The following is a 25,362-nucleotide window of genomic DNA, read 5'->3' as shown; positions in this document are numbered from 1 at the left end:
GGCTGGTGGATGTGGCGGGGGGGGGGGTCGTTGGGCGCTGCCTGGGCTTCAGGCAAGGCCTGCGCCACGTCTTCCCAGTGCGTGCCGGTCCAGCGGCGGCCGAGCACCGAGGTGTCGTAGCGGGGCAGAGGGAGCAGGTCGGGGGCGTTGAGCTCGGCGTGGGTTTCGGTGATGGCGAAGGCCACGCCGGCGGGGGTGAGCTGGGCGTAGTGGTGGGGCATTACTTGAACTCCACCAGTTCCCATGACATGGAGAACCCAGTCCCATAGCCAGTATATGGAGGGAGCGTGCAAGTCCCCTCGATTTGGCTACCTGAAATCAAGGCAACGGTTCCTCCGTTAAGAATGCCTTCGTTGTTCCACTGCCGAACACCCGTACTGCCCAGGTAAGTCATGGACGCTTTGGCGGGATTGACTGGCGAAATGCTGACAACTACTCTGGTAGTGCCTCCGGTTGCATTGGCGGGGGTATCGATTCGTCCTCTCTGAACGCTCTTGATGACAGTGCTGCTGCTGACCTGATTGCTTAGTCCTGCAACCTCGCTGCGTGCGGCCGCAAGGGAGCTGTTCAAGGCGGCAATCTCCGCCCGCGTCTTCACCAGATCGGCACTGATGACGGCATCCAGGCTCATGCAGGCACCTTTGCGCAAGCTGCGGTGTTGACGGAATCGACAGTGATGGTCTGTGTCATGCTGAAGTTCATGCAGCCAAGGCGGCCAGGTTGTCCTTGCAGGGCTTGGCGCCTGCCGCCTGCAAGGCCGCTGGCGCTGTGCCCGGGTTGCATTGATGTTCTCGCGGCGGGGGCTTGGGCACCAGCGACCTTGGCTGTGCCGGAGGGCTGCACAGAGGCTTGGTTTGGCGCTGACTTGTTGTGCCGATCAAGCACGGCAAAGCCCCGGCCGCGTAGGGCGCCGGAGCTTGAGGATTGAATAGGGGTATCGCTAAGGAGGTGGATTGCCGACGTTCGGCCTCTGCGGTTCAGTACTCTTCGATGCGGATATAACCCCCCATACCTGGTGAAGGAGTTGTGGGATTGATATGGCCGTAAGTTCCGCCGCCACCCGCACCGTAGCCAGAAGCGTTGCCTGCCACTGGAGTGCCGTTGGCACCACCTTTCCCGAGCAGGGAGTCTCCCCCGCTGGTCAACGTGCCCGTATTGCCGGGTGTGATGCCATAGCCTTGGCGGGAAGACACAGTGGTGGGAGATGCATCCCCGTCCGTGCGTCCGCTATTGCCCCTGACGCCTCCTGCAACCCACAGATTTCCGAACTGGGTTTGGCCACCGTTGTTTACACCGCCGATCCCGACCTGATAGGCAATGCCACCTTTGAAGATAACTCGACGGTAGAGTTCATCGCCGGCTGCGCCCCCCGAGCCCCAGTAGGTGTATCCGTTGGAGTAGCTGCGGTAGCCGTTGCCGCCGCCGCCGCCAGCACCTATCAGCAGGATGTACTGGTAGGAGCTCTCCGGTAGAAAGACATGCATCCCCGAGCCTGACGTGTACTCCGTCACTCTCAACGGCTTGCGCGACGCAGCCTGCGCCGTTCCCAGATTGGCCAGCGCGCTCTCGATCTGCGCCAGCTTGGTGGTCAGCGCAGTCGTCTGCGACTGCACCGTGTTGACCTGACCCTGCAGCGCCTTGACGCCTGCATTCGTGATGGGGTCGAAACTCATCCCTGTACCTCCGTCGCATTCACCCCCGACACCCGCCCCGTGGCGGCGTCGTAGGCGTAGGTTTCCGTGCGCACGCGCCCGCGGTAGCTGGTCTGCTGCTGGGAGACGCGGCCGGCGCCGTCGTAGCTGACGGCGGTGGTGGCGCTGAAGCCGTTGACGCTGCGCGTGATGCTGCTGATGCGGCCCTGGGCGTCGTAGCCGAAGCTTTCGCTGGTGGCGCCGTTGGCCGGGCCCAGCGCGATGTGCTCGGGGTTGAGCTTGACGTTGACGCCGGCCACGCCGTTGACGCTGGCCACCTTGCCGGTGCTCAGCGACTGGACGGCGGTCTCCAGTTGCTCTATGCGGTGAGCCACCACGTCCATTGCGTCCTGCACGCCCTGGGAGCTGGCCTTGGTGTCGATGAGCTGGCGCGCGTTGGTCAGCGCCTGGTCCACGTCCTGCACGGCCTGGCGCAGGCGCAGCACGTCGTCTTCCAGGCGGTTGTCGGGATGGGGCAGGGGCCAGCCCTGCGCTGTCTTGTCGTCGTGCAATGTCATATCACGATGGCTCGCAGGTTGGTGACCTGGGGACGGGCGCCGTGGCTGCCCGTGAGGACCAGGCGGACACGCAGGCGCTCGGCGCTGATGCCGGTGAGGCGGTAGCTCAGCTCCAGCACGCCTGCGGTCTGGGGGCTGGTGCTCAGGTAGGGCACGTTGGTCCAGGCGCTGCTGCCTTCGGCCTGCATCTGCACGGCCAGGGCGCTGCCGGCGGGCAGTACGGCCTCGGCCACGACGTTGAGCGTGACGTTGGTGCCGGCGTTGATAGCGGGGCTGATGTAGTCGCCCGTGGCCTGCAGGCTGCCGGCTACCAGCTGCATGCCGGGCAGCAGGTGGGCTGCGTGGTTGGTGTTGCCAGAGAGCTTGGCGCGCACGGCCACGTTGCCGCTGTAGCGGCTGGCCAATTGCACGGGCTGGCCTGCGGCAGCCTCGAGCGTGGTGCCGTCCTCCAACTGCATGGCGAAGACCAGTTGCGCGTCGGCCGCGGGCAGCATGGCGCCGGCCTGGACCATGAGGTCGGTGGCGTCCTGCACGGCGATGCTGCCCAGCTCGATGGTGCGCGTGTTGGCCGTGTGTTCGGTCGCCAGCAGCTCGAATGCCATGTCGCGTGTCTGGTGCGGTGTCCAGGTGCTGGCGTTGCTGCTGGACAGCAGCACGCCCACGCTGTAGGGCTGGCTGGTGACCCACTGGGCACGTGCGGCGTCCCAGCCGCCCAGCTCGGCCACAGCCAGGGCCGTGGTGTTGTCGTTGGTCAGCACGACGATGGCGTATTCGACACCGGACTCCAGCAACGCAGGTGCCCATTGCGCCTGGGTGGGCTTGGCGCCAGCGATGTCGGCCTGGATCTGTGTGGGCTTGAGCACGCATTCCGCCAGGATGCTGCGCGATGGCACACCGCCGGTGACTTCGCGCAGCTGTACCTGCACATCCTTGTCACCCACGGTAGAGAACCACAGGCGCGTGCCGCAGATCTCCCGGGTGGAGCTCAGCGTGAACGTCTGGGCCAGCGGGTCGTAGATCTGGACAGTGATCTTGGACACGCTGCGTTCGAGCAGTTGGCCCTGGCCGGTGAAGACGGCTTCGGCGTGGCTGCCGGCGCGGCCTGTGAAGCGCACGCTCTTGGTGCCCGAGGGCACGCCCGCCGGGATCTTGAACTTGCCCTTCAGGCCCTGGGCCGTGGCCACGAGCGTGCCGCCTGCCAGCGGCTGGGGCGTGACGGCAATGCCGCCGAAGATCAGCTCGGTGAGGGTTTCGCCCAGCGGGAAATCCAGCCAGAACTGCACCTCGATCTGCCGCAGATGCTCCAGTGCCGAAGTGGACTCGGACAGCAGCTTCTGGGTCTCCGTGGGACGCGCCTGGCTGGGTGTGAGCCAGACCAGGATGGGGTTGGCCCACTGGGTCTGCACGTCGGTCCAGTAGTCCACGGCGGGTGTCAGAGTGGCGGCACTGGGCAGAACGTCGAAGGCGCCGTATGGGTTGACCAGCATGGTGCCGGTGCGCCCCAGCTGGCCCAGCACGGACACGGCCTGGTAGGGCGTGGTCTGGGGCGTGGTGATGTCGGTGCCGATCTGGTACAGCGCGGCGTTCATGGGCAGCTGCAGCTGTCCGCCCAGGATATGGGCGCTCTGGCTGCGCCCCGCATCGCGCAGGCCGTTATCCAGCATCGGATCCGCAAACAACCCCTTCTTGACGCCGCTGTGCCGCCCCGACACGTCCACCGACAGCCGTAGCTCGGCCAGGTCGGCGTAGATGGTCTGGATGTGGTCCTGGTAGGCCTTGAGGGTCTGCATGGGCACGACGCGCACGGCGTCCTGGTCCACGCGGCGGTTGCTGTCCCAGCTTTGGTAGACCGAGGCCAGGGCCAGGGTGCCGCTGGGTGCGGCCGGAACCTTGGGCGACCAGGCGGCGGGCACGCCGGGCACCCATTGCAGCTGGCCTTCGCTGTTGAGCACTAGGCGGTCGTAGCGGCGCAGCGCGTAGTGGTAGCTGACCAGTACCAGGGTGTCCTTGAGCGCGCCTTCCACGGTGAAGCCCGTGGAGTCCACGGCCGTGGGCGTGGCGTTGAGCATGTACTGGTAGGTGACCTGGTAGGTGCTGCCGGGAACGGGCTCGGCGCCCGAGGGGCTCCAGTCGATCTGGCCGCCGACCAGCTTCCAGTCCGTGCCCTGCACGTACGTGGTGCCGGCCTGGACCACGCTGTCCACGGCCAGCACGGCGTTGTCGGGCAGCGGGTCGGCCGCGCCCGTGAAGCCGCCATGCGTGAGCGTGACGGTCTTGCGCGCCTGCACGCGCACCTGGGGTGTGCCGACAGCGGGCTGGCGGTCGAAGCGGATGCGCTGGGCGGCCGTGCCGGCCGAGGTGTGGGGCTCGCTGTCCACGAAGAACAGGTCGGGCTTGGCCTCGTAGACCAGGCGGCGGCTGGCACCCAGTTCCAGCGGATGGCCGTTGACGCGGGCGGCGCCCTCGCGCACGGTGTAGACCTGCTGGCCGGTGGCCAGGTCCTCGCCCATGATCACGTCCAGGCCGCGCACCACGTAGGTGCCGCCCGCGCTGTCGCGGTCATAGCGGGCCAGGGCCTGGGTGACGGCGTCGATGTTGGGCGGCGGCTCCTTGGGCATGACGGAGCCGTCGATGATGGTCCACACGGGATAGAACGTGCCGGCCGTGCCGTCGCCCTGCGCACCCCAGACCAGGGTGACGCGCTCGCGCAGCGCACCGGGCTCGCCATAGCCGCGCGTGCCGGCGGCGGGGTTGAGCAGTTCGGGGTCCTGCAGCTCGGTGACGGTATCGGTCTGCAGGTAGGCGCCCACGTAGACCGTGCCCACGGTGGGCACGGTGAGCGTGCCCGGCGTGATGCCGCGCACGGCGCCGGCCACGTAGAGCGCGCCGGCCTCGATGGTGGTGGCACCCGTGTCGGCGGAGGTGATGCACTGGCAGCCGCGGACGATATCGCCCTCCTTGAACAGCACATCGGTGATGCCGCGCAGGCGGTGCTGCTGCATGCTCTGCAGCTCGTTGAGTTCGGCCGATTGCAGCACGCGGTCGGCCGCGAACTGCAGCCTGTCGTAGCGCTTGCCGGCGTCGAAGCGGTCGTAGATCTTGGTCTGGCTCATGGGGTGCCGTTCAGAAGGGGAGGATGATTTCTTCGACCTGGCGCACGCTGCCGCTGCGCAGGATCCGGGGGCGGCGCTCCAGCGTGTACAGCTCGCCCTTGCCGGTCAGCTGGCTGGCCAGCACCCAGCGCTGGCCGGGCGGCACGTCGGTGGCGACCTGGGTGCCGAAGAACACGCCCATCTCGCGCACGTCCTCGCCCTTGGCGTCGTCGAAGCCGAAGGCCGCGCGCAGGTAGACGAAGGTGGTTGGTGTGTCGCTGACGCTGTAGCGCGCGCCGCTGGGCAGCTCGATCTCGCCGTTGTCGTCCGGCCGCGCAAAGCGCACCTCGGTGACCAGGCGGCGGCCGATTTCGTCGACCAGGGCGTTGGCGGTGATGGGTTCGGGTTCGGGCGCGGCGTCCCAGGCGGGCAGGCCGCGGCCCCAGGCGATGTGGATGGTCTGGGCGGCGATGGCCTTGGCGAGGGCGATGCGGCCCGCTTGCTGCAGAACTGCCATGTTCAGGGTTCCTCGGGTTCTTCGGTGGTGGTGGTGCGGGTTTCGAAGGATCGGCGCCAGGGCGTGCTGTCCCAGCGTCCGGTCCAGGTACGGGTGTTGTCGTGCGGGCGCTCGGTGCTGGCCCAGGGATGCAGGCTGGCCAGGGCCAGCGGTGCGGGTGCCGTCCAGGCGCTGTGGGTGGCCATGGCCTGCGCGGGAATGGGCCGCAGCGGCGCGTAGTAGGCGGGTTCGCCTGTGGTGGTGGCGTTGACTTCGGTGATGCCCAGGCTGGCGTCTATCAGGATCTCGCTGTCCAGCGTCCAGGCATCGAGCAGCATGCGATCGGCATAGGTGGCGATGGTGGTGACGCGGAACAGCTGGGCCGTGAGCACGCCGTCCGAAGGCGGTGCCTCGGTGCCGGTGCGACGGGGCAGGCCCTGGCTGAGCTTGACGGGTTCGCCATACGGTGACACATCGATCCAGGTGCCGCTGTCGTTGTCCAGCATGCCGGCGTCCAGGCCCGGGCCGTGGTCCAGCCGCAGTGGGCGCAGGTCGTGGCCGTGGAAGACGCGGTAAAAGCGCACGTGCGCCGGCAGGCTGGCGCGCACCACATGGGCCACGCTGGCCAACTCTGAGTCGCCGATGATGCGGCCAAGGTCCAGGTGCAGCCAGGCACCATCCTCGTCGAGCTGCGCGTCGTCATAACCCAGCCAGCCCAGCGCACGCTGCATGGACGCGGCCGTGCCGCGCTCGCGCAGCCAGGGCAGGCCGTTGGCGATGAGGGCGGGCACGTCGTCGAAGTAGCGGTCGAACTGGGCAATGCCCCATTCGGCCGCCAGCCAGGGCAGAAAGGCCGCAGGCTCGCCATGGGCCGGCGTGGGAAAGGCGCCGGCCAGGCCGTCCCAATTTGGGACGACCTGGTCCACGGCCTTCTCCAGCGCCGTGGCGTTGGGCGGCAGCACGTGGCGGCGGGGCGCCGTCGGGACGATGGCGGCGGTGCTCATGCCTGCAGGCCCTCGTCCACCAGCTGGACGCGGCCCAGCACCGGGTATTCGTCGGCGGCCAGCGGCGTGAGCTCGGCCGGGGCCTGGGCGTCGGGGTAGGTGACGCGGGCAATGCCGTCCACATGCAGGCGCGTGGTGATCCACGAGCGCGGCACATCGCGGCCCAGCAGCGCGTAGGCCGCAATCTGGGCGGCCAGGCCGGCCTGCAGGCGCGCCACGATGTCCACGGGCGCACCGGGCTCGCGCAGCAGGCGCGCCGTGATGTCGATGGGGTGCGGGCGCGCCAGCGATACCGACACGGGTACGCCCAGCGGCCGTGCGCCTGGCGCATTGAGGGCCGACAGCACGATGGCCAGGGTTTCTTCGGCCTGTGCGGGCTCGACCAGCCACAGCTGCACGCTCACGCGGCCGGGCTGGGGCTGCGTGGCGATGGCGCTGTGCACATTGGCGCTGGCCGTCATGGCCAGGTGCTCGTAGTGCTCTGCCGTTCCGCTGCCGGCCAGCGCGCGCACGCGCAGCAGGATGCGCTGGCGGTAGCGTTCGTCGCTTTCCCCGGGCAGTCGGGCCACATCGTAGAAGGCGCCCTTGTGGTCCAGGTCTGAGCCCTGGGCGAACGCAATCAAATGCGCACGCGCGGCATCATTGACGCGCGCCCGATACAGCAGTTCGCGATAGGCGTGCGCCTCCAGCAGCTTGTTGAGCGGCTCGCTCTCCAGCGCCAGGACCTCGGCGGCCTCCGGGTGGCGCGCCAGCAGATCGGCGCGGTGGGCGTCGAGGATGCGCTCGAAATCCAGCGTCTCGACGACGCCGGGCGGCGGCAGGGCGTCCAGTGCAGGGGTCATGTCTTGCTTCATGAAAGGGTGCGGGCAATGGGCATCTGCAGGCTCAGCGGTGCCGGGCGGCGCGTGTTGTTGAAGGTGCCGATCAGCGTCAGGTCGGCGCGCCCGGGTGCGGCCGGATCGCGCTCGATCACGATGCGCGTCAGCCGGATGCGCGGCTCCCAGCGCATCAGCGCGCTGGCCACGGCGGCGCGCAGGCGCGCCTGGGTGGCGTTGTTGTCGGGCTGGTCCAGCAGCGCCGGGACCAGCGATCCATAGTCGCGGCGCATCACGCGGGAGCCGATGGGCGTGGACAGGATGTCGGCCACGCTCTGGCGCAGATGCTCCATGCCCTCGATGCGGCGGCCTGTATGGCGGTTCATAGCGGCCCCTGCGTGACGGCGTCGCCCGCCCTGACGCCGCTGTGTCGGTGGCGCAGCAGGCTGATGGGGCCGGTGGTCACATCGGGCGCGCCGGCCAGGCCCTGCGCATTGACGGTGGCCGAACCGCCGCCGGCCTGCAGGCTGATGCCTTGCTCGTCGATGCTGATCACCGAGTTGCCCACGCGCAGCGTGATGCCGTGGGCCACGTTGATGTTGAGACGGCCCGTGGTGCTGTCGTGCTCCATGAAATCGGTGGGGCTCCACTGCGTGTGGCACACCCCTTCGCGGTCGCTGGGCTGGGCTGCGGCACTGCTGTAGATGCCGGTCAGCGCCACGGCGCCCAGCAGGTCGCCGCCGGGCGACAGCAACACGCACTGCTCGCCCACCGCAGGCGGCCACCAGACGCTGGCGTTCTCGCCCGCGGCGCGCAGGGCCAGCCAGGGAATCCAGTTGGTGGTCAGGTTGCCGGTCTTGACGCGGCAGCGCGCAGGGCGCGCATGGCGGACTGCGGCGATGGTGCCCGTGCGGATCAGCCCCTCCAGGCGGCGGATGATCTCGTACGGGCTCTCGGTTTGTGCGACGGGCGAATCCATGGCATCGATGGTGCCGGCCGGGCCCTTGCGTGTCGCCGTGTGCCGGGCGTGGCGCACGCTGCCACATGCAGCCCGGCATGCGGCCCGGCATGCAGCCCGGCATGCAGCCCGGCCACGCCTCAGCGCGGGTCGTAATTCCACTCGGCCACCTTCTCGCCGAACAGGAACAGCTCCCACAACTGGCGCTGCGCAATGTCGAGCTGGCCCGGCGGCTCGGGCTTGTAGATCAGGTCGAAGGCGCCGGGGCTGCCCTCGCGCGGGCGCGCCAGCACGGCCTCCACCAGGTCGATCTCGATCGCGAGCTGCTGCGGCTGCGAGGCGGCCGCAGTTTCCGTGGAAGGAGGTGCAATGTCGAAGCGGATCGCCTGCTCGCGCCTTTCGGCATGGTCGAACAGGTCGGGCTGGTGGCGCCGCGCCCAGACCAGCAGCGGCACGGTCACGGCATCGATGCTGCCGGTGAAGTCCGCAATCACCAGGCTCAGCGTGTAGCGGTATTCCCAGGAAAGGGACGGCGTGCCCGTGTTGACCACACGGCCCCTCTGGATGGTGAAACGGATGTTCCCCGGCGACTGTTGCAGCTGGGGCAGGGCAGCGACGAGTGCATCGCGCAGGCTAGCGGGCTTGAGCATGGCGTGGGTCCTGGGTCATGGTGCTGGTCAGGGCGCTGGTCAGCGCGAGTCCGGCGTCGTAGGCGCGCTCGCAGGCGCTGCCTCGGTGGCGGGCGTCGTCAGCAATGCGCGCCAGCGCTCCCGCTCGCTCGTCAGCGCGGCGCTGCAGCTCGGCGAGCAGATCGAGGGCTGCGGTGTCTGGCGCGCACTGTCCGGCAGCGGCGCGAGCCTGGGCGGCGGCACGGTGGGCGGTGATGTAGTCGGCGAGGTCGCCGCGCAGCCGGCCAGCAGCAGCACGGGCAGCATCGGCATCCGCCGCAGCGCGCGCCAGGGCCAGGTCCGTGTCGCGTGCAAGAAAGTCGAGGCGTTCACGGTAGGCTCCTTCCCGTTGTCGATAGCGTTCGGATGCGTGCAGGGCGGCGGTGGCAGCGGCCTGGCGGTCGGTCGCCAGATCCGTGCGTGCCTGCGCCGCATCGCGCTCGGCACCCAGCCGCGCCAGCGACTGCCAGACCAGCAGTGCCGCCAGCAGCAGGGCCAGCAGCTGCCAAGCATGGGTTTGCAGGCGGTCCATCAAGGCTGGGCCTCCATGCAGGCCGCGTGGCGCGCCTGCTGGCGTGTCCACACGCCGCGGCACACCTTGTTGCCGGGTGCCGAGCAGTCAAAGCGCCAGCGCGTGGGCCGGCCTGCGCCATCCCATCGATAGGCGCTGAAGCCCTGCAAAGGCTGAGTGCTGGTCATGAATCGCCAAGCCAGGTAGGACTGGCAGGCGCCGGCGTAGTCGCCAGCCCGTGTCCTGGCCAGCATTGAGGAGCCGCGCCAGGCCCCGCAGCCGTACTGGCCTGCGAAGTCCACCGCCTGGGCGAACTCGGCCGGGTGCACCCGCGTGTCGCCCAGCGAATCACGCACGCAGGCGCCGTACTGCTGCTCCAGCAGGTTGATGGCCAGTTCGCGCGCCCGTTCGCGGGTGATGGGCGGGTCGGCCAGGGTCACGCGCGTGCCGTCCTCGTAGCGCGTGGCGCCGTGGCCGATGGTGGGCACATCGCCCTGCACGGGAATGATGGGCGCCGCGCTGAAGCCTTCTGCGGCAATCCAGGCAGCAACGATGGCCGCGCCAATGCCCAGTCCTGCCGCTGGCATGCGCGCTGTGCTCATGGGGCCGCTCCGGTGTCTGTGGAGGTCGAAGACGCCTTCCTGCGCGCGGCGTCCTCGGCCTGGCGCGCGCGCCGGTCCTCGCGTTCATTGCGCCAGCGCCACAGCAGATACACGGCCTGCAGCAGCACGTAGACGATGGTCAGCGCGGTGGCGGTATGGGTCATGGTCCAGCCATTGGCCACGTTAGCGGCCACGACGGTGACGGGAGGCGCGGCCTTGGCGCCTTCCAGGGCGGCGGTCTTGACGATGGTTTCTCGGTCCATGTCAATCCCAGAAACTGATCAGGGGCAGGCTGGGCGCCTGGGCGGGTTCGGTCAGCTCGACGGCCAGGCCGGCGGGCAGATGGGGACCGTGGGCCGACAGGCCCGGGTTGCGCTCCAGCGTGGCTTCCACCACGCCGCGCGTGGCGCCCAGCTGGCGCATGCAGAGCTCGTCCAGCGTTTCGTATTCACGGGCAATGGCCAGCATCAGGCGCGCTCCCTGTGTGCAGGGTCGGCGGGAGCGGCGGCACGGGCCGGTGGCGGTATCGCCTGATCCGGCGCGGGAAAGGGAATGGCAAGACTCACTGAAGCTCCTCGTGGGCCGGCCCGCGCGGACCTGTTCCTGGTGCACCCGCCATGCGTGTGGCTGCGGATGCCGGGAACGCCTCAGGCCACCGGATCGCGGTGGCACCGGGCAGGCGGTATGCCGGGTCCGGCGCGCGGGCCGGGTATGAATGCCATGTTTGCCGACGGGAGCAGGCCCCGCAATCGCTGCAGCCTGTGCGCGCTGCGGGCACGCCAGCGGCCATGCCGAACGCAGAAATGACAAGACCCCGCAGGGCGGGGTCTTGTCATGGTGGGGGTGAGCGGGTCTAGCAGCGCTTGCTGCCAACTACCTGGCTGCGATGCAGATGGTCGGACAGGTCACCCGCCGCCGCGCTGAGCTTGCGTGACACGGGCAGCAGCAATGCGGTAATGGCCGAGGCGTGCACGGCCGTGCCGCGGGCTGCAGCCAGCAGCTCGCAGATGGCGGCCACTTGCTCGCTGGCGCTTTCCACATCGTCCCTGACCGTCTCAATCTGGTGCTGCATCGCGTCTTCTTTCTACTGTATGCACATACAGTATAGGTCGAATGACCAGATGTTTCAATTTGATGTGACCCTTTTTCATCTGCTGATTGGCGATGACTGGCAGGGCCTTTGGTCGGGCTGCGCGCATGTTGGGTTGGCGTGTGCCGGGCGGCCTCGAAAGCCTTTTGTTGGCCCGCACGGATCCCGCGCAGTGAATGCAAGTGATTGTTTTTGAATGAATGACGACCCGCCCCCCGCGCACCACGCACCAACGCCGCTCAACTGCGGCGAACACTGCTAAACCCCGCTTCCTGTAGAGGAGGCGCATTGGCCAGGCGGATTGCGGGATTCCCCTGCAAGAGCGCGCGTCTGGAAGGCAAAACCGCCTCGTTTATAATGTCCGGCTTCGCTTACATCACGGGTTGAGCGAACCATGTGCGGTCCCCAGCGGCCAGGTGCATGTGATGTAAGCCCTTGAAATCTGAGGTGCCGCGCGGCCGACTGGCTTGGCTCGCGTCGCACCGTGACTTTTGCGCAATACGGTGCGGGCTGTACAGCAGCCGGCACGGTCCAATCCCTCATAGGAACAAACATGGCCGTTACTGTTGAAACCCTTGAAAAGCTCGAGCGCAAGATCACGCTGAGCCTGCCCCTGAACTCCATCCAGAGCGAAGTCGAGAACCGCCTCAAGCAAGTGGCGCGTACCGTGAAGATGGACGGCTTCCGTCCCGGCAAGGTGCCGATGAGCGTGGTGGCCCAGCGTTATGGCTACTCGGTGCAGTACGAAGTGCTCAACGACAAGGTTGGCGAGGCTTTTGCACAGGCCGTCAACGAAGCCAAGCTGCGCGTGGCTGGCCAGCCCCGCATCTCCGAAAAGGAAGGCGCTCCCGAGGGCGAGGCCCAGTTCGAAGCCATCTTCGAAGTGATGCCTGAAGTCAAGATCGGTGACCTGACCTCGGCCGAAGTCGAGAAGCTGACCGCCGAAGTGGACGACGCCGCCATCGACAAGACCGTGGACATCCTGCGCAAGCAGCGCCGCACCTTCGCGCAGCGCGCCCAGGCCGATGTGGCCGTGGACGGCGACCGCGTGACCGTGGACTTCGAAGGCAAGATCGACGGCGAGACCTTCTCCGGCGGCAAGGCTGAAGACTTCCAGTTCCTGGTCGGCGAAGGCCAGATGCTCAAGGAATTCGAAGACGCAGTGCGCGGCATGAAGGCTGGCGAGTCCAAGACTTTCCCGCTGGCATTCCCCGCTGACTACCACGGCAAGGACGTGGCCGGCAAGACCGCTGACTTCCTGGTGACGGTCAAGAAGATCGAAGCCGCCAACCTGCCCGAAGTGGACGAGGCTTTTGCCAAGGCACTGGGCGTGGCTGAAGGCACGGTCGAAGGCCTGCGCGCCGACATCAAGAAGAACCTGGAGCGTGAAGTCAAGTTCCGCGTCCAGGGCCGCAACAAGCAGGCCGTGATGGACGCCCTGGTGTCCAAGGCCGAGCTGGAACTGCCCAAGGCTTCGGTGCAGGCTGAAGTCGCACGTCTGCTGGAAGGCGCCCGCGCCGAGCTGCAGCAGCGCGGCATCAAGGACGCCGAGAAGGCCGAGATCCCTGAAGACGTGTTCCTGCCCCAAGCCGAGCGCCGCGTGCGCCTGGGCCTGGTGGTGGCCGAGCTGGTGCGCGCCAACGAGCTGCACGCCACGCCCGACCAGATCAAGGCCCACGTGGAAGAGCTGGCCGCCAGCTACGAAAAGCCCGAAGACGTGGCACGCTGGTACTTCGGCGACCGCCAACGCCTGGCTGAAGTCGAAGCCGTTGTGATCGAAAACAACGTGACCGAGTTCGTGCTGGGCAAGGCCAAGGTCTCCGACAAGGCCGTGTCCTTCGACGAACTGATGGGCCAGGCCTGAGGGTTTGAGCACCGCCTGCCTGCCGCTTCGTGAGATCGGCGGGCGGGTTGGCATCTGCGGGGCTTGTGCTTTGGCGCACAAGCCCCATTTTCTTTCCGGATACGGCTAAAGTAGCCCCCTAGTACTGGAGAAAACATGAGCGCATTGGAAACTCAGGGTTTGGGCATGATCCCAATGGTCATCGAACAGTCCGGCCGCGGAGAGCGGTCGTACGACATCTACTCGCGCCTGCTCAAGGACCGGGTGATCTTCCTGGTGGGCCCTGTCAATGACCAGACGGCCAACCTCGTCGTGGCCCAGCTGCTGTTCCTTGAAAGCGAAAACCCCGACAAGGACATTTCGTTCTACATCAACAGCCCCGGCGGCTCCGTGAGCGCCGGCCTGGCCATCTTCGACACGATGAACTTCATCAAGCCCGATGTGTCCACGCTGTGCACCGGCATCGCAGCCAGCATGGGCGCCTTCCTGCTGGCCGCTGGCACCAAGGGCAAGCGCTTTGCGCTGCCCAACTCCCAGGTCATGATCCACCAGCCGCTGGGCGGCATGCAGGGCCAGGCCACCGAGATCGAAATCCACGCCCGCGAGATCCTCAAGACCCGCGAGCGCCTGAACAAGATCCTGGCCGAGCGCACGGGCCAGCCGCTGGAAAAGATCCAGCACGACACCGAGCGCGACTACTTCCTGTCCGCCGAGGAAGCCAAGGACTACGGCCTGGTCGATCAGGTGATCAACAAGCGCTCCTGAAGTCCGGAGGCTGCATGAGAATGGGCGGCGTTTTCCCCCTACGGAAAACGCCGCTTTCCATTTGGTTATCATCCTTTTCCATATTTCTGTAACAAGGCACCGACCCCATGGCCGAGAAAAAAGGCTCCTCCAGCGAAAAAAACCTTTATTGCACCTTCTGCGGCAAGAGCCAGCATGAGGTCAAGAAGCTGATCGCGGGTCCGTCAGTCTTTATCTGCGACGAGTGCATCGATCTCTGCAACGAGATCATCCGCGACGAGCAGCCCAGCACCGAGGCCAAGGACGGCCGAGGCGACCTGCCCACGCCCGCCGAAATCAAGGCCAACCTCGACAACTACGTGATTGGCCAGGACCTGCCCAAGCGCACGCTGGCCGTTGCCGTCTACAACCACTACAAGCGCCTGCGTCACAAGGACAAGGCCGGCAAGGACGAGATTGAGCTGGCCAAGAGCAACATCCTGCTCATCGGTCCCACGGGCTCCGGCAAGACGCTGCTGGCGCAGACGCTGGCGCGCATGCTCAACGTTCCCTTCGTCATGGCCGATGCCACCACGCTGACCGAAGCCGGCTACGTGGGCGAGGACGTCGAGAACATCATCCAGAAGCTGCTGCAAAGCTGCGAGTACGACGTCGAGCGTGCACAGCGCGGCATCGTCTACATCGACGAGATCGACAAGATCTCGCGCAAGTCCGACAACCCCAGCATCACGCGCGACGTGTCGGGCGAGGGTGTGCAGCAGGCCCTGCTCAAGCTCATCGAAGGCACCATGGCCAGCGTTCCCCCGCAAGGCGGCCGCAAGCATCCGAACCAGGACTTCCTGCAGATCGACACGACCAACATCCTGTTCATCTGCGGCGGCGCGTTCGCGGGCCTGGAGAAGGTCATCGAGAACCGCACCGAGGCGTCGGGCATCGGCTTTGGCGCCACGGTCAAGAGCAAGAAGCAGCGCTCCATCTCGGAAGTGTTCCAGGAGATCGAGCCTGAAGACCTGATCAAGTTCGGCATCATCCCCGAGCTGGTCGGCCGCATGCCCGTGGTCACGGCCCTGGCCGAACTGGGCGAAGACGCCCTGGTGCAGATCCTGACCGAGCCCAAGAACGCCCTGGTCAAGCAGTACAGCAAGCTGCTGGCCATGGAAGGCGTGGAGCTGGAGATCCGGCCTGCCGCGCTCAAGGCCATCGCCCGCAAGGCGCTGGCGCGCAAGACGGGTGCCCGTGGCCTGCGCTCCATCCTGGAGCAATCGCTGATCGGCACCATGTACGAGCTGCCCAATGCCGACAATGTCGAAAAGGTAGTGGTGGACGAGTCCACCATCGAAGACGGAAAGGCGCCGCTGCTGGTTTACCGCGAAGCGGCCAAGAAGGCCTGATGCGCCGCCGCCTGCAAAGGTCCGGCAGCGCAAGTCCCTGCGGCACGAAATCCTTTCGGGCCGCAGGGTTGAAATACACCGGTGTGCGGACCATCTTCCGCTGACAAACCGAGGATTCCCATGTCAGGACATACCCCTTTGCCTTCCACCCCCCTAGACCTGGCGCTGCTGCCGCTGCGTGACGTGGTCGTGTTCCCCCACATGGTGATCCCGCTGTTCGTGGGGCGCGCCAAGAGCATCAAGGCGCTGGAGCTGGCCATGGAGGGCGACCGCCGCATCATGCTGGTGGCCCAGAAGACCGCCTCCAAGGACGAGCCCACGGCCGCTGACATGTTCGATGTCGGCTGCGTGTCCACCATCTTGCAGATGCTCAAGCTGCCCGACGGCACGGTCAAGGTGCTGGTCGAAGGCCAGCAGCGCGCGCTGGTCAAGCAGGTCATGGACGAAGAGACCCACTTCGTGGGCTCCGTCGTGCCCGTGGCGCCCGAGGCCGAAACCCACAAGCCCAGCGAGATCGAAGCCCTGCGCCGCGCCGTGACGCAGCAGTTCGACCAGTACGTCAAGCTCAACAAGAAGATCCCGCCCGAGATCCTCACCTCCATCGCCAGCATCGACGATGCCGGCCGCCTGGCCGACACCATTGCCGCGCACCTGCCGCTCAAGCTTGAGAACAAGCAGGCCGTGCTCGACCTGGTGGACATCAAGGAGCGCCTGGAGAACCTCTTCGAGCAACTGGACCGCGAAGTCGACATCCTCAACGTCGACAAGCGCATCCGTGGCCGCGTCAAGCGCCAGATGGAGAAGAACCAGCGCGACTTCTACCTGAACGAGCAGGTCAAGGCCATCCAGAAGGAACTGGGCGAGGGCGAAGACGGCGCCGACATCGAAGAGATCGAAAAGAAGATCAAGCTGGCCCGCATGCCCGCCGAGGCGCGCAAGAAAGCCGAGGCCGAGCTCAAGAAGCTCAAGCTCATGTCGCCCATGTCGGCTGAAGCCACCGTGGTGCGCAACTACATCGACGTGCTCACGGGCCTGCCCTGGAGCAAGAAGACCAAGATCAAGCATGACCTGGCCAATGCCGAGGACGTGCTCAATGCCGACCACTTCGGCCTCGAAAAGGTCAAGGACCGCATCCTTGAGTATCTTGCTGTGCAGCAGCGCGTGGACAAGGTCAAGGCGCCCATCCTGTGCCTGGTCGGACCTCCGGGCGTGGGCAAGACCTCGCTGGGCCAGTCCATCGCCAAGGCCACGGGCCGCAAGTACGTGCGCATGGCGCTGGGCGGCATGCGTGACGAGGCGGAAATCCGCGGCCACCGCCGCACCTACATCGGCGCCATGCCGGGCAAGGTGCTGCAAAGCCTGGACAAGGTCGGCACGCGCAACCCGCTGTTCCTGCTGGACGAAATCGACAAGCTCGGAATGGACTTCCGTGGCGACCCGTCGAGCGCCCTGCTGGAAGTGCTGGACCCCGAGCAGAACCACACCTTCGGCGATCACTACGTCGAGGTGGACTTCGACCTCAGCGACGTGATGTTCGTGGCGACCTCCAACTCCATGAACATCCCGCCCGCGCTGCTGGACCGCATGGAAGTGATCCGCCTGTCGGGTTACACCGAGGACGAAAAGGTCAACATCGCCATCCGCTACCTGCTGCCCAAGCAACTCACCAACAACGGTGTGAAGGACGGCGAAATGCAGGTCGACGAGTCCGCCATCCGCGACATCGTGCGCTACTACACGCGTGAAGCCGGCGTGCGCTCGCTGGAACGCGAGCTCTCCAAGATCTGCCGCAAGGTGGTCAAGGGACTGCAGCTCAAGAAGCTGGAGCCCACCGTCGTCGTCAATGCCGACAACCTCACCGACTACCTGGGTGTGCGCAAGTACAGCTACGGCCGTGCCGAGCACAACAACCAGGTCGGCCAGGTCGTGGGCCTGGCATGGACCGAGGTCGGTGGCGACCTGCTGACCATCGAGGCCGCCATCATGCCCGGCAAGGGCGTGATCTCGCGCACCGGCTCGCTGGGCGACGTGATGAAGGAATCCGTGGAAGCCGCCCGCACCGTGGTGCGCAGCCGCTCGCGCATGCTCGGCATCAAGGACGAGGCCTTCGAGAAGAAGGACATCCACGTGCACGTGCCCGATGGCGCCACGCCCAAGGACGGCCCCAGCGCGGGTGCGGCCATGACGACGGCCTTCGTCTCTGCGCTGACCGGTATCCCGGTGCGTGCCGATGTCGCCATGACTGGCGAGATCACGCTGCGCGGTGAGGTCACCGCCATCGGCGGCCTCAAGGAAAAGCTGCTGGCGGCCCTGCGTGGCGGCATCAAGACGGTGCTGATCCCCGAAGAGAACGTCAAGGACCTCCAGGAGATCCCCGACAACGTCAAGAGCGGCCTGGAAATCATCCCCGTCAAGTGGATCGACCAGGTTCTCAAGGTGGCGCTGGAGCGCGTGCCCGAGCCCTTGTCCGAGGAGGAGGCCGCAGCGCCGCCACCAGCGGAATCCAAGCCTGTGGAGCCAGCCGTCAAGCACTGAAGATGAAAAAATGTAGCGTTTTTCCTGAACCCTCCAAGAACTACGCTACAATTCATCCCATCGCAGCAAACGACGTTGTAGAATGTCAGGCTTCGGTAGAAATGCGGGAATAGCTCAGTTGGTAGAGCGCAACCTTGCCAAGGTTGAGGTCGACGGTTCGAACCCGTTTTCCCGCTCCAGTTTTAAAAACTGCAGCAATGCTGCATGTTTGATAGTGATCTTGGCGCGATAGCAAAGCGGTTATGCCCCGGATTGCAAATCCGGTTAGACCAGTTCGACTCTGGTTCGCGCCTCCAAAAATTCTAAAGAAATCAAATACTTATAAGGCCCCTCGGGGCCTTTTTTCATTTCTGGTCTGCCTCAATACAGGCTCAATCGATCTCAAACCGCGCCGAAACTGCGGTCGAACCACGCCTAATCTTCCGAGTTTGTCGATGAGGTGAGTACACTCCGCCCGAACATCAATGGGAGGTGAGTGTGTCGAGTGTGCGCAAAACGCCCCGCGGGCGCTATGAACTGACCATCCGCAGCAAGCTGCTGCCCAAGCCCGTCTACATGACGTTCGACGACGAGGCCGAGGCCCAGCAGTACGGCCATCAGGTCGACCAGTTGCTCGCTGCCGGCGTGGTGCCTGCAGGCTTGGTGCAGCCGCATGCTTCCGCGCCTAAGCCCACCGAGCGGCTGCGATTCGTGCTGATCGCTTGGATCAATACTGGTCAGCCAGCTGCCACCGATATCCCCGTTCTTGACCTGCTGGTAGCCGAGTTGGGTAAGGTTCTGATTGCCGACCTCACCTACAAATGGGCCGAGGCCTGGGTGCGCAGCCTCAAGCTGGAGCGCAATTTCGCGCCAGGCACCATTCGCAAACGCGTAGGCTCCCTCTCCCGTTGCTTGGACTGGTGGCTGCGGCAGCACCCCGATGCCATGGTGGGCAACCCGCTGCGGCTGTTGCCTAAGGGGGCTGCAACATACACCCCAAAGGATCGCGTTGACATTGAGGCGCTAAACGCGGCGGCCGGCGAACAAGCTAAACCAAAGGTGGCCAAGGAAGATGTTCAGCGCGAGCGTCGGCTGTTGCCTGGCGAGCTGGACCGCATCGAGCGGGTGCTGGCGGGCGAACGCCGGCCGGACCGCGAGCGCTCGATCAAGCTGGATGACGCGCCAGCCCTGCGTGTCATGTTCCTGTTGATCCTGTACACAGGGCTGCGGCTGCGCGAGGCCTACACGCTACGGCGTGGGCAGTTCAGTCTGGCGACGCGGGTGATCCGGGCAAAAGCCAGCAAGCAGTGGCATGGCAAGGTCAAGTTCCGCGAGGTGCCCATGCGGCCAGAGTTGTTCGGCGTGCTGGAGGCCTACCTGCAGACCCTGCCGGATGAGGGGGAGCTGCAGCTGGTGTTCCCTTGGTGGTCCGGGGGCGAGGACGCACAGGAGTTGGCCAGGGTTTCGTCGCGGCTCTCGAATCGATTTGCGAGCCTGTTTGGCTATGCGCAATGCGAGGGACTGACGGAGCACGATCTGCGCCATGAGGCGACGTGTTTGTGGTTCGAGATGCGCACCAAGTCGGGAGACTGGATGTTCCGCGACACTGAGGTCCACCGCATCATGGGTTGGACGCCGGGAAGCAAGATGGCCCAGCGGTACGCCAGCTTCCGCGCGGAAGATTTGGCGGCGCGGATGTTTGCTTAACATTTGTGCTTCTTGTGGGTTGAGCAACCACCAGCTCGTTGTGGTTGCTCAAGGGGTCTCGTTCTTCATCGATCACGATCCAGCTTCTGCGAGTATGGTTGCTTGGGCTGGCTGATGGGTTAGGCGCCTCAGTCTCGATCCATGTATGATGCACAAAGTTGTCTATAGTCATACACTATTTGAAATATCCACTCATATCGATGGAGTATGTGAATTTATCGTACATTCAAGGGTTTGAATTTATTTTGTAGGTTCCATTCGTTGGAAAAATATGCAAGAAATCCTAGATTTTCACTCAAAATTTTCTGAGGAAAATTCAATAGATTTTTGGGTAAATAAAGTTAAGAATGACTCAATTGCCGCTGAAATAATATCCTCGGATGCTTTTCAGCGTTTAGAAGATATTTCATTTCTCGGATCTTTGGATTATATTGGCGAGCATTCAAAAGAAAAAAAAGTAGAACGCAGTCGAGCTTGTCATTCACTTCATGTGGCTGCTTTGGCGAGTTATGTTTCTTTCAAAAGAAATTATTCTAAAGAGTTGACCGACCACTTGGTTGCGTCAGCTCTTTTGCATGATGTTGGTCACCCGCCATTTTCACATAGCGCGGAGCCATCCATAAAAAAGCAACTAGGGTATGGTCATCATGAAATGGGTGAGCAAATAATTAGGGGTAAAGAAGATAGTGTGGGCGTATCGCTAAATAAAATTTTAGCGAGGTATCTTGATGTTGATTTTGTTATTGATTTGCTAAATAAAAAGATTGACCCCGCTGATGGAGGAGACCTTTTTAGTAGCCAAATTAATATTGATACTATTGACGGAATTATTCGATCTCTTGGCTATTTTTCTAAGATAGAGTCAACGCTGACAATAGAAATAGCCGCAGCCTCATTTCTTGGTGATTCCAGAAGTAGTGCTGCGCTAGATAATTTTTGGTTGAAGAAGAATTTCGTTTACAATAAAATAATAAATTCTCGACAAGGGATTCTTCAAGATAAAATCTGTGAGCTTTATTTTGTAAATGAGGAAATCTTTTCAGAAGAAGATTTCATAAAAAAAGAAAGCGCTCTTAAGAGGCGGTATAAGTCATTGTTTTATGCCTTGAAGAATTCGTATAAATTATTTAAATATCCTGAGTGGATAGATGGCGAAGTTATTCGATTTACGCATCGTGAATATACGATAAATCCCGATGAAAATGGCGTGAATAGGTATCAGACAAAAAAGATCAAGAAGAAGCTAGAGATTAATAATGAATATATATATGGAGAAAAAACTAATGAGAGGCCTTTCTTTTCAAGAATATCCAACAATTGCCAGCGGGATTTCTTTCTCTAATGAAATTATCGCCGGACTGCGTAGTGACTTAAAGGAGTGCTTGGATAAATACTCTCTAAGCTCCTCTATATCTATAGTTGTTACTGGCTCTTTTGGTAGGAAAGAAGCTTCAATTAATTCGGATATTGATTATTTTATTATTTGCAAGGATCAGGTATCGCTAGATAAAATTAGAAAGCCTGAGATAGCGGCTGAGGTCCTTGAAATAATAAAAAAATATGTGGAAAAAGATCCGGGATCTACTGGAACATTTGGTGCTGATCCATCGCATCTAGCAGAACTTTCTGAGAATATTGGTGGTCCTATTGAGTCTAATAAGCAGTTGACTCGCCGATTGCTGTTGATACTGGAGGGTGATTGGATCTACGGGGAAAGTACTTTTAATGAAGCCAGAGATATATTGGCTGAGAAGTATTTGCAATCCTTTTCCCTTAAAAAAGTACCTAAGTTCTTTTTGAATGATGTCATAAGGTATCATCGGACAGTTGCAGTAGATTTCCAACAAAAAGTCGATGGGGGAAAAGGCTGGGGATTACGGAATGTAAAGCTCAGGCTATCAAGAAAAATGCTTTATTTTGGCGGTTTGATTGCTGCTACAGAGCTGATAAATATTGATCAGAGTCAGAGAAAATCCAAGCTATTGGAAATCATCCAGAAGCCCGCTGTTGAAAGAATTCAACACTATGGTTCTTGTGAGGAAATAAATCATAAAATACTGGATGTCTATAATAAATTTCTTCAAAAAATAGAATCTCCGGAAATTAGGGCTGAGCTTGATAATCTTCAGAGAGATAAGAGAGAGGATTCGCTTGTTTTTAAGGAGCTTCGGACTCTTGGTGAAGATATGACAAGGGAATGCATGAATTGGATTAAAGTTCGGCATAAAGACAATGAAGATTTGATTGGGCATCTGGTTTTTTGAGGTACCTTATTAAATAATAATTGGTTGAAAGAGCCTTTCATTGAAAGGCTCTTTTTATTTTGGGAGAGAAGGTAGCGCTGGAGGGCTGCGTCTCTTACGTCCTTTCGCCATTGGGATAGTTGCAGCAGTATATGGAATCTGCGGCGCGGAGCGAGAAGGTTTTAGGCTACTATTTGATTTCTGATCTAGTTGTTGATTTTTTTTGAATGTGCCCATTCGCTGGGCGCGCCTTTCGGCAGACTCTTCCTTTGCCTTCTCGTTTAAACGTTCGAATAGAGCTTGGCGTGGGATGATCCAGCCACGCCCCAACTTTACGCCCGGCAGATCTCCGCTGATCAAGCGCGCAGCAGCGGTTTCCTTGTCGCAAATAAACAGTTCGGCAAGGTCTTCAACTGTGAGGATCTCAGCATCAACGCGCTTCATGACCGTGAACCTTCAGTGCGCCTTCGGGAACGTTGAAGAACTGCAGGCGACCCTTCCATGGCACGAAGGGCATGGGCCTGCTGTCGCGCAGCACGAAGCCGAAGCTACCCTCCTGTTTCCACTTCGAGGTGCTGTGCTCCACGCAGTCCACAATACGAGTCCAGCCTACCAAACCTCCTCGCAGCAGATCCTCATATGAGGGCAAGCCGCCTGCGGGCAGCATGTCGGAGTTACCCAGCTCCTCCGTGATCTGATCGAAGTAAGCGCGGGTCATCGTCAGGCCGGCATGCACCAGCACCTGGCCGCGAAACGGCGTTGACCAATCCCGGTTCTCGATATCCTTGTACCCGTGGACGATGAGCCAGGCCCAGGGCTGGCGGATGCTGAGGGCGGGGATCATGGCGTTGCCTCCTGGGGTTCGGCATTGAGGATTTCCAGCTCGGTGTAGTCGGCTCTCAACTCCCAGCACTTGGCCGAGGCCATGGCTTCGTCGTCGTCCAGGAAAACCGAGGAATCGATGGGCAGTTCGACCATCCAGGCGCGGTCGCCCATGGGCTGGATGGCGACGGCCAGGCGGCCCTTGGTCGGCATGAGCTTCTTGCCCGGGCCACGCAGGTCCACGCGGATGCAGACCTGCTGCAGCGGCTCGATGGGGTTGGGGCTGGTGACCTCGGCTGCGGCCATCGCGTCGGCGATCGCGCGGCTGGCCTCTGCGGCCGTGGCCTTGCCCTTCTTGAGCTTGGGGGTGGCCTTGTCTGTGGGTGCTTCCTTGCCGGCGCGCTTGCCGGCCTCGGCTTTCATCTCGTCTTGCACCTGGCTTTGGATCGACTGGAGATCCACATCGGCCAGGTCCACCACGTCCTCGAGGAGTGGCTCGCCCTGGTCCAGGCCGAGGGTGCAGCCCATCATGAGCATGTACTGGATCTGCGCGGGCAGATCCTGCTCGGCCAGATCCTCCAGGGCATTCTCCAGGTCCATTTGTGCTCGGCCATCTTTGCCGTCGACCTGGAACATGCGATGCAGGAGTCGAGGGGGCACTTGGACGGCCAGCAGCTTCAGGATCTGCAGGGCAATGCGGCTGGGGATGTGATCCAGCCCTTCGGGTGGGCAGCGCAGGAGCCCGTCGATCGTTGCCTCGGCCGCGCGCTCGCGCCAACGGATCTCGTACTCGCGCTGCAGCGCTTCCCGCATGGGCTCGGCCGGCTGCTTGGCCTGGGCCTTGGCAGCCGCCTGGCGTTCGCCCTTGACCTTCACGGCCGCGCTGGCGGTGTGCGTGGGCACGGCCTCCACCAGGTTGCCGCTGGGCGCCTCGATCAGCACGACGCTGGCCGCTGGCACGTCCTGGCCTAGCACCTGGCGCACGGGCGCGCTGCTGCCCTGGCTGGGCTTGTCCAGCAGCAGGTAGCCACGCGGCGCGCCGTTCTCGCTGGGCATGATGTCGCGGGCCTGGCGGCCGGTGATGATCTGCTGGTCGCGCTGCTGGGCCTGGGCCTTCATGCGCTCGAAGTGGGCGTCTTTCTTTTCTGCAAAGCAGGCGGTATCGGTACAGACGTCCGCATCGTTCTTGTCCCACAGTTCGGGCGACGCGCCGGTGTGCTTGGGGCAGACCGAGCAGGCGCCTGCGGCCGGGCACAGCGTGGCATCGTCCAGCGCGAAGGGGGCCTGGTCCAGCTTGAGCATGTAGCTGCGCCGTGCCAGGTCCAGAGCGCTGCGATAGCTCATGGGGCCGCCGTCAGGGCCGCCCGTGAGCACGCGCTTGGTGTATTCGGTCTGGATGGCCTCGGTGGGGCGCTGGGCCACCAGCAGGGCCACGCTGCGTGTCAACGTGCGCGCGGCCAGGGCGGCCGTGGCCTCAGGGCACAGCGTGAGCAGGCGCAGCGACTCGAAGACATGGGTGCGGCTCTTGTGCAGGGCCTCGGCGGCGCCGTCGATTGAGAGGCCGTGGTCCATGGTCAGGCGCTGCACGCACAGGGCTTCCTGCAGGGGCGTGAGGTCGCTGCGGTGCAGGTTCTCGATCAGCTGCATCAGCAGCGCGTGCATGTTGTCCGCGTCGCGCTCGATGTAGGGCACGGCGCGCAGGCCTGCGATCTGGGCGGTGCGGTACCGGCGTTCGCCCGCAATGATTTCGTGCGTGGCGCGGCGTGTGGCTTCGTCCTCGAAGGTGTCCTGCAGGCGCTCGGCCGGCAGCCGGCGCAGCAGCAGGGGCTGCAGCACGCCGTACAGCTTCATGGTGGCAGCCATGTCGTGGAGTGCGTCGTCCTCGATCACCCTGCGGTTCGTGCGGCTGGGCGCGATCTGGGCGAGGGGCAGCGTGGGGTGCACGATCGCGCCGGCGTCAGCGCTGTCCTCGCGCTCGGCCTGCACGACCTCGAAGGCATCCATGGGCAGGTTGACCAGGCTGTCGCCCACGGCGATCTGGTACTGGCGCCCGCCGGGCGTCTTGCCGATCACATTGCCGCGCTGGCCGGCCTGAGGGTGGGGCTTGCCGCCCTTGCCGGTGGCCTCAGGGCTGATCACCACTTCGCGCTGGATCAGCGGATCTTTGGTCTTGGGTGCCATCAGCGCACCTCCTTGTGCTTGAGCTGGCGAACGCGCTGCACGGCGACCTCACGGCGCGCGGCGAGCTGGTCGGCAGGCATGGCTATCAATTGGTCGCAGCGCGAATCGGCATTGAAAGTGCGGCCCCTTCCGCCAGCGTGCAGCTGGCCAGGAAGGCGGCTGTGATGGGGTATTGACGCAGGTACCGAGCGAACTCCGAATGGCCATCCGTCGCACGCCAGTTGATCAGGGCGCGGTAGAACTCAGGCTCGCGCGGCGGCGCGGTTTCTATGGTGGCCGTGGCGCTCAGCGCGTTCAAGGCCATGGCCGACTATGCCCACGGCCGCGACGCATGGATCAAGGCCCTCGAGCATCCCATCGGCGCCGGCCTGGCCTTCCTGGCGCTGTGTGTGCTGCGCGGCGCCATGGTGGTGGCCATCGTCTGGGCGTCGATGACGCAGTTTGCCCAGGCGGGCGAGGTGCCGGCGTGCCA

26 protein-coding genes, 2 tRNA genes and 1 pseudogene are annotated in these 25,362 nt (G+C 63.4%); 9 read left to right on the top strand and 20 right to left on the bottom strand.

The window, feature by feature from the left end:
• From BW39_RS21960 to BW39_RS21890, 16 genes and pseudogenes are all read right to left on the bottom strand, one after another.
• Positions 1–221: pseudogene (locus BW39_RS21960) on the bottom strand (hypothetical protein); the annotation flags it as partial.
• Entirely contained in the window at positions 221–631 is a 411-nt protein-coding gene (locus BW39_RS31305) for a hypothetical protein (protein ID WP_152547297.1), read from the bottom strand. The gene BW39_RS31305 and the pseudogene BW39_RS21960, both read right to left, overlap by 1 nt.
• A 346-nt stretch (positions 632–977) precedes the next feature.
• Entirely contained in the window at positions 978–1,673 is a 696-nt protein-coding gene (locus BW39_RS21955; protein WP_043824243.1) for a hypothetical protein, read from the bottom strand.
• Positions 1,670–2,209, bottom strand: coding sequence for a hypothetical protein (locus BW39_RS21950; protein ID WP_043824242.1), 540 nt, complete (start codon positions 2,207–2,209; stop codon positions 1,670–1,672). The genes BW39_RS21955 and BW39_RS21950 overlap by 4 nt, the downstream gene beginning before the upstream one ends.
• Positions 2,206–5,322, bottom strand: coding sequence for a DUF4815 domain-containing protein (locus BW39_RS29915; protein ID WP_052155409.1), 3,117 nt, complete (start codon positions 5,320–5,322; stop codon positions 2,206–2,208). The genes BW39_RS21950 and BW39_RS29915 overlap by 4 nt, the downstream gene beginning before the upstream one ends.
• A 10-nt stretch (positions 5,323–5,332) precedes the next feature.
• Entirely contained in the window at positions 5,333–5,818 is a 486-nt protein-coding gene (locus BW39_RS21940; protein WP_043824240.1) for a hypothetical protein, read from the bottom strand.
• Between the two features lie 2 nt (positions 5,819–5,820).
• Positions 5,821–6,801, bottom strand: a complete 981-nt coding sequence (locus BW39_RS21935; RefSeq protein ID WP_043824239.1) for a phage tail protein — start codon at positions 6,799–6,801, stop codon at positions 5,821–5,823.
• A complete protein-coding gene (locus BW39_RS21930) occupies positions 6,798–7,643 on the bottom strand; it encodes a baseplate assembly protein (RefSeq protein ID WP_233174780.1) in 846 nt (281 codons plus the stop codon). Before BW39_RS21930 ends, BW39_RS21935 begins: the two co-directional genes overlap by 4 nt.
• 8 nt (positions 7,644–7,651) lie before the next feature.
• Positions 7,652–8,002 carry a GPW/gp25 family protein gene (locus tag BW39_RS21925; RefSeq protein WP_016445079.1) on the bottom strand — a complete coding sequence of 117 codons (351 nt, stop codon included), beginning with the start codon at positions 8,000–8,002 and terminating at the stop codon, positions 7,652–7,654.
• Positions 7,999–8,652, bottom strand: coding sequence for a phage baseplate assembly protein V (locus BW39_RS21920; RefSeq protein WP_235264262.1), 654 nt, complete (start codon positions 8,650–8,652; stop codon positions 7,999–8,001). Before BW39_RS21920 ends, BW39_RS21925 begins: the two co-directional genes overlap by 4 nt.
• 62 nt (positions 8,653–8,714) lie before the next feature.
• A complete protein-coding gene (locus BW39_RS21915; RefSeq protein ID WP_043824237.1) occupies positions 8,715–9,224 on the bottom strand; it encodes a phage tail protein in 510 nt (169 codons plus the stop codon).
• Positions 9,208–9,774, bottom strand: a complete 567-nt coding sequence (locus BW39_RS21910; protein ID WP_012204522.1) for a DUF2514 family protein — start codon at positions 9,772–9,774, stop codon at positions 9,208–9,210. The genes BW39_RS21915 and BW39_RS21910 overlap by 17 nt, the downstream gene beginning before the upstream one ends.
• Entirely contained in the window at positions 9,774–10,355 is a 582-nt protein-coding gene (locus tag BW39_RS21905; protein ID WP_043824235.1) for a glycoside hydrolase family protein, read from the bottom strand. The genes BW39_RS21910 and BW39_RS21905 overlap by 1 nt, the downstream gene beginning before the upstream one ends.
• On the bottom strand, positions 10,352–10,618 hold the full coding sequence (locus BW39_RS21900) for a hypothetical protein (RefSeq protein ID WP_043824234.1): 267 nt from the start codon (positions 10,616–10,618) through the stop codon (positions 10,352–10,354). Before BW39_RS21900 ends, BW39_RS21905 begins: the two co-directional genes overlap by 4 nt.
• Before the next feature lies 1 nt (position 10,619).
• Positions 10,620–10,823, bottom strand: a complete 204-nt coding sequence (locus BW39_RS21895; RefSeq protein WP_043824232.1) for a tail protein X — start codon at positions 10,821–10,823, stop codon at positions 10,620–10,622.
• A gap of 385 nt (positions 10,824–11,208) precedes the next feature.
• Positions 11,209–11,427 (bottom strand): hypothetical protein, encoded by a 219-nt coding sequence (locus tag BW39_RS21890; RefSeq protein WP_012204526.1) that lies wholly within the window; start codon positions 11,425–11,427, stop codon positions 11,209–11,211.
• Between the two features lie 571 nt (positions 11,428–11,998).
• Between BW39_RS21890 and tig the strand changes: the two genes are divergently transcribed.
• From tig to BW39_RS30575, 9 genes are all read left to right on the top strand, one after another.
• Positions 11,999–13,309, top strand: coding sequence for a trigger factor (gene tig / locus BW39_RS21885; protein WP_012204528.1), 1,311 nt, complete (start codon positions 11,999–12,001; stop codon positions 13,307–13,309).
• 135 nt (positions 13,310–13,444) lie between these two features.
• Entirely contained in the window at positions 13,445–14,053 is a 609-nt protein-coding gene (gene clpP, locus BW39_RS21880; protein ID WP_012204529.1) for an ATP-dependent Clp endopeptidase proteolytic subunit ClpP, read from the top strand.
• Positions 14,054–14,160: 107 nt separating this feature from the next.
• A complete protein-coding gene (gene clpX / locus BW39_RS21875) occupies positions 14,161–15,423 on the top strand; it encodes an ATP-dependent Clp protease ATP-binding subunit ClpX (RefSeq protein ID WP_012204530.1) in 1,263 nt (420 codons plus the stop codon).
• 120 nt (positions 15,424–15,543) lie between these two features.
• Positions 15,544–17,958: an endopeptidase La gene (gene lon / locus BW39_RS21870; protein ID WP_012204531.1), complete on the top strand. Its 2,415-nt coding sequence runs from the start codon at positions 15,544–15,546 to the stop codon at positions 17,956–17,958.
• Between the two features lie 103 nt (positions 17,959–18,061).
• Positions 18,062–18,137: transfer RNA gene (locus tag BW39_RS21865), tRNA-Gly, on the top strand.
• 43 nt (positions 18,138–18,180) lie between these two features.
• A tRNA-Cys gene (locus BW39_RS21860) sits at positions 18,181–18,254 on the top strand.
• A 259-nt stretch (positions 18,255–18,513) separates the two neighbouring features.
• Positions 18,514–19,644, top strand: a complete 1,131-nt coding sequence (locus BW39_RS21855) for a tyrosine-type recombinase/integrase (RefSeq protein ID WP_152547296.1) — start codon at positions 18,514–18,516, stop codon at positions 19,642–19,644.
• A 271-nt stretch (positions 19,645–19,915) separates the two neighbouring features.
• Complete coding sequence (locus BW39_RS30580) at positions 19,916–20,986, top strand: HD domain-containing protein (RefSeq protein ID WP_081816276.1); 1,071 nt, start codon at positions 19,916–19,918, stop codon at positions 20,984–20,986.
• Positions 20,913–21,908 (top strand): nucleotidyltransferase domain-containing protein, encoded by a 996-nt coding sequence (locus BW39_RS30575; protein WP_161787008.1) that lies wholly within the window; start codon positions 20,913–20,915, stop codon positions 21,906–21,908. The genes BW39_RS30580 and BW39_RS30575 overlap by 74 nt, the downstream gene beginning before the upstream one ends.
• Positions 21,909–21,962: 54 nt before the next feature.
• On the opposite strand, the gene BW39_RS31300 is transcribed toward BW39_RS30575, so the two are convergent.
• The 4 genes from BW39_RS31300 to BW39_RS21835 form a co-directional block, all read right to left on the bottom strand.
• Positions 21,963–22,331: a helix-turn-helix domain-containing protein gene (locus tag BW39_RS31300; RefSeq protein WP_152547295.1), complete on the bottom strand. Its 369-nt coding sequence runs from the start codon at positions 22,329–22,331 to the stop codon at positions 21,963–21,965.
• Positions 22,318–22,731, bottom strand: a complete 414-nt coding sequence (locus BW39_RS21845) for an ASCH domain-containing protein (RefSeq protein ID WP_235264261.1) — start codon at positions 22,729–22,731, stop codon at positions 22,318–22,320. The genes BW39_RS31300 and BW39_RS21845 overlap by 14 nt, the downstream gene beginning before the upstream one ends.
• Positions 22,728–24,890 (bottom strand): ParB/RepB/Spo0J family partition protein, encoded by a 2,163-nt coding sequence (locus BW39_RS29910; RefSeq protein WP_052155408.1) that lies wholly within the window; start codon positions 24,888–24,890, stop codon positions 22,728–22,730. Before BW39_RS29910 ends, BW39_RS21845 begins: the two co-directional genes overlap by 4 nt.
• Positions 24,891–24,975: 85 nt before the next feature.
• On the bottom strand, positions 24,976–25,194 hold the full coding sequence (locus BW39_RS21835) for a hypothetical protein (protein ID WP_043824228.1): 219 nt from the start codon (positions 25,192–25,194) through the stop codon (positions 24,976–24,978).
• Positions 25,195–25,362 lie beyond the last annotated feature (168 nt).

The organism is Delftia sp. RIT313 (genome assembly GCF_000632165.1).
Lineage (GTDB): Bacteria > Pseudomonadota > Gammaproteobacteria > Burkholderiales > Burkholderiaceae_C > Comamonas > Comamonas acidovorans.
Note: the sequence above shows the minus strand (reverse complement) of the source record. Positions and strands in the feature narration are given on the sequence as shown.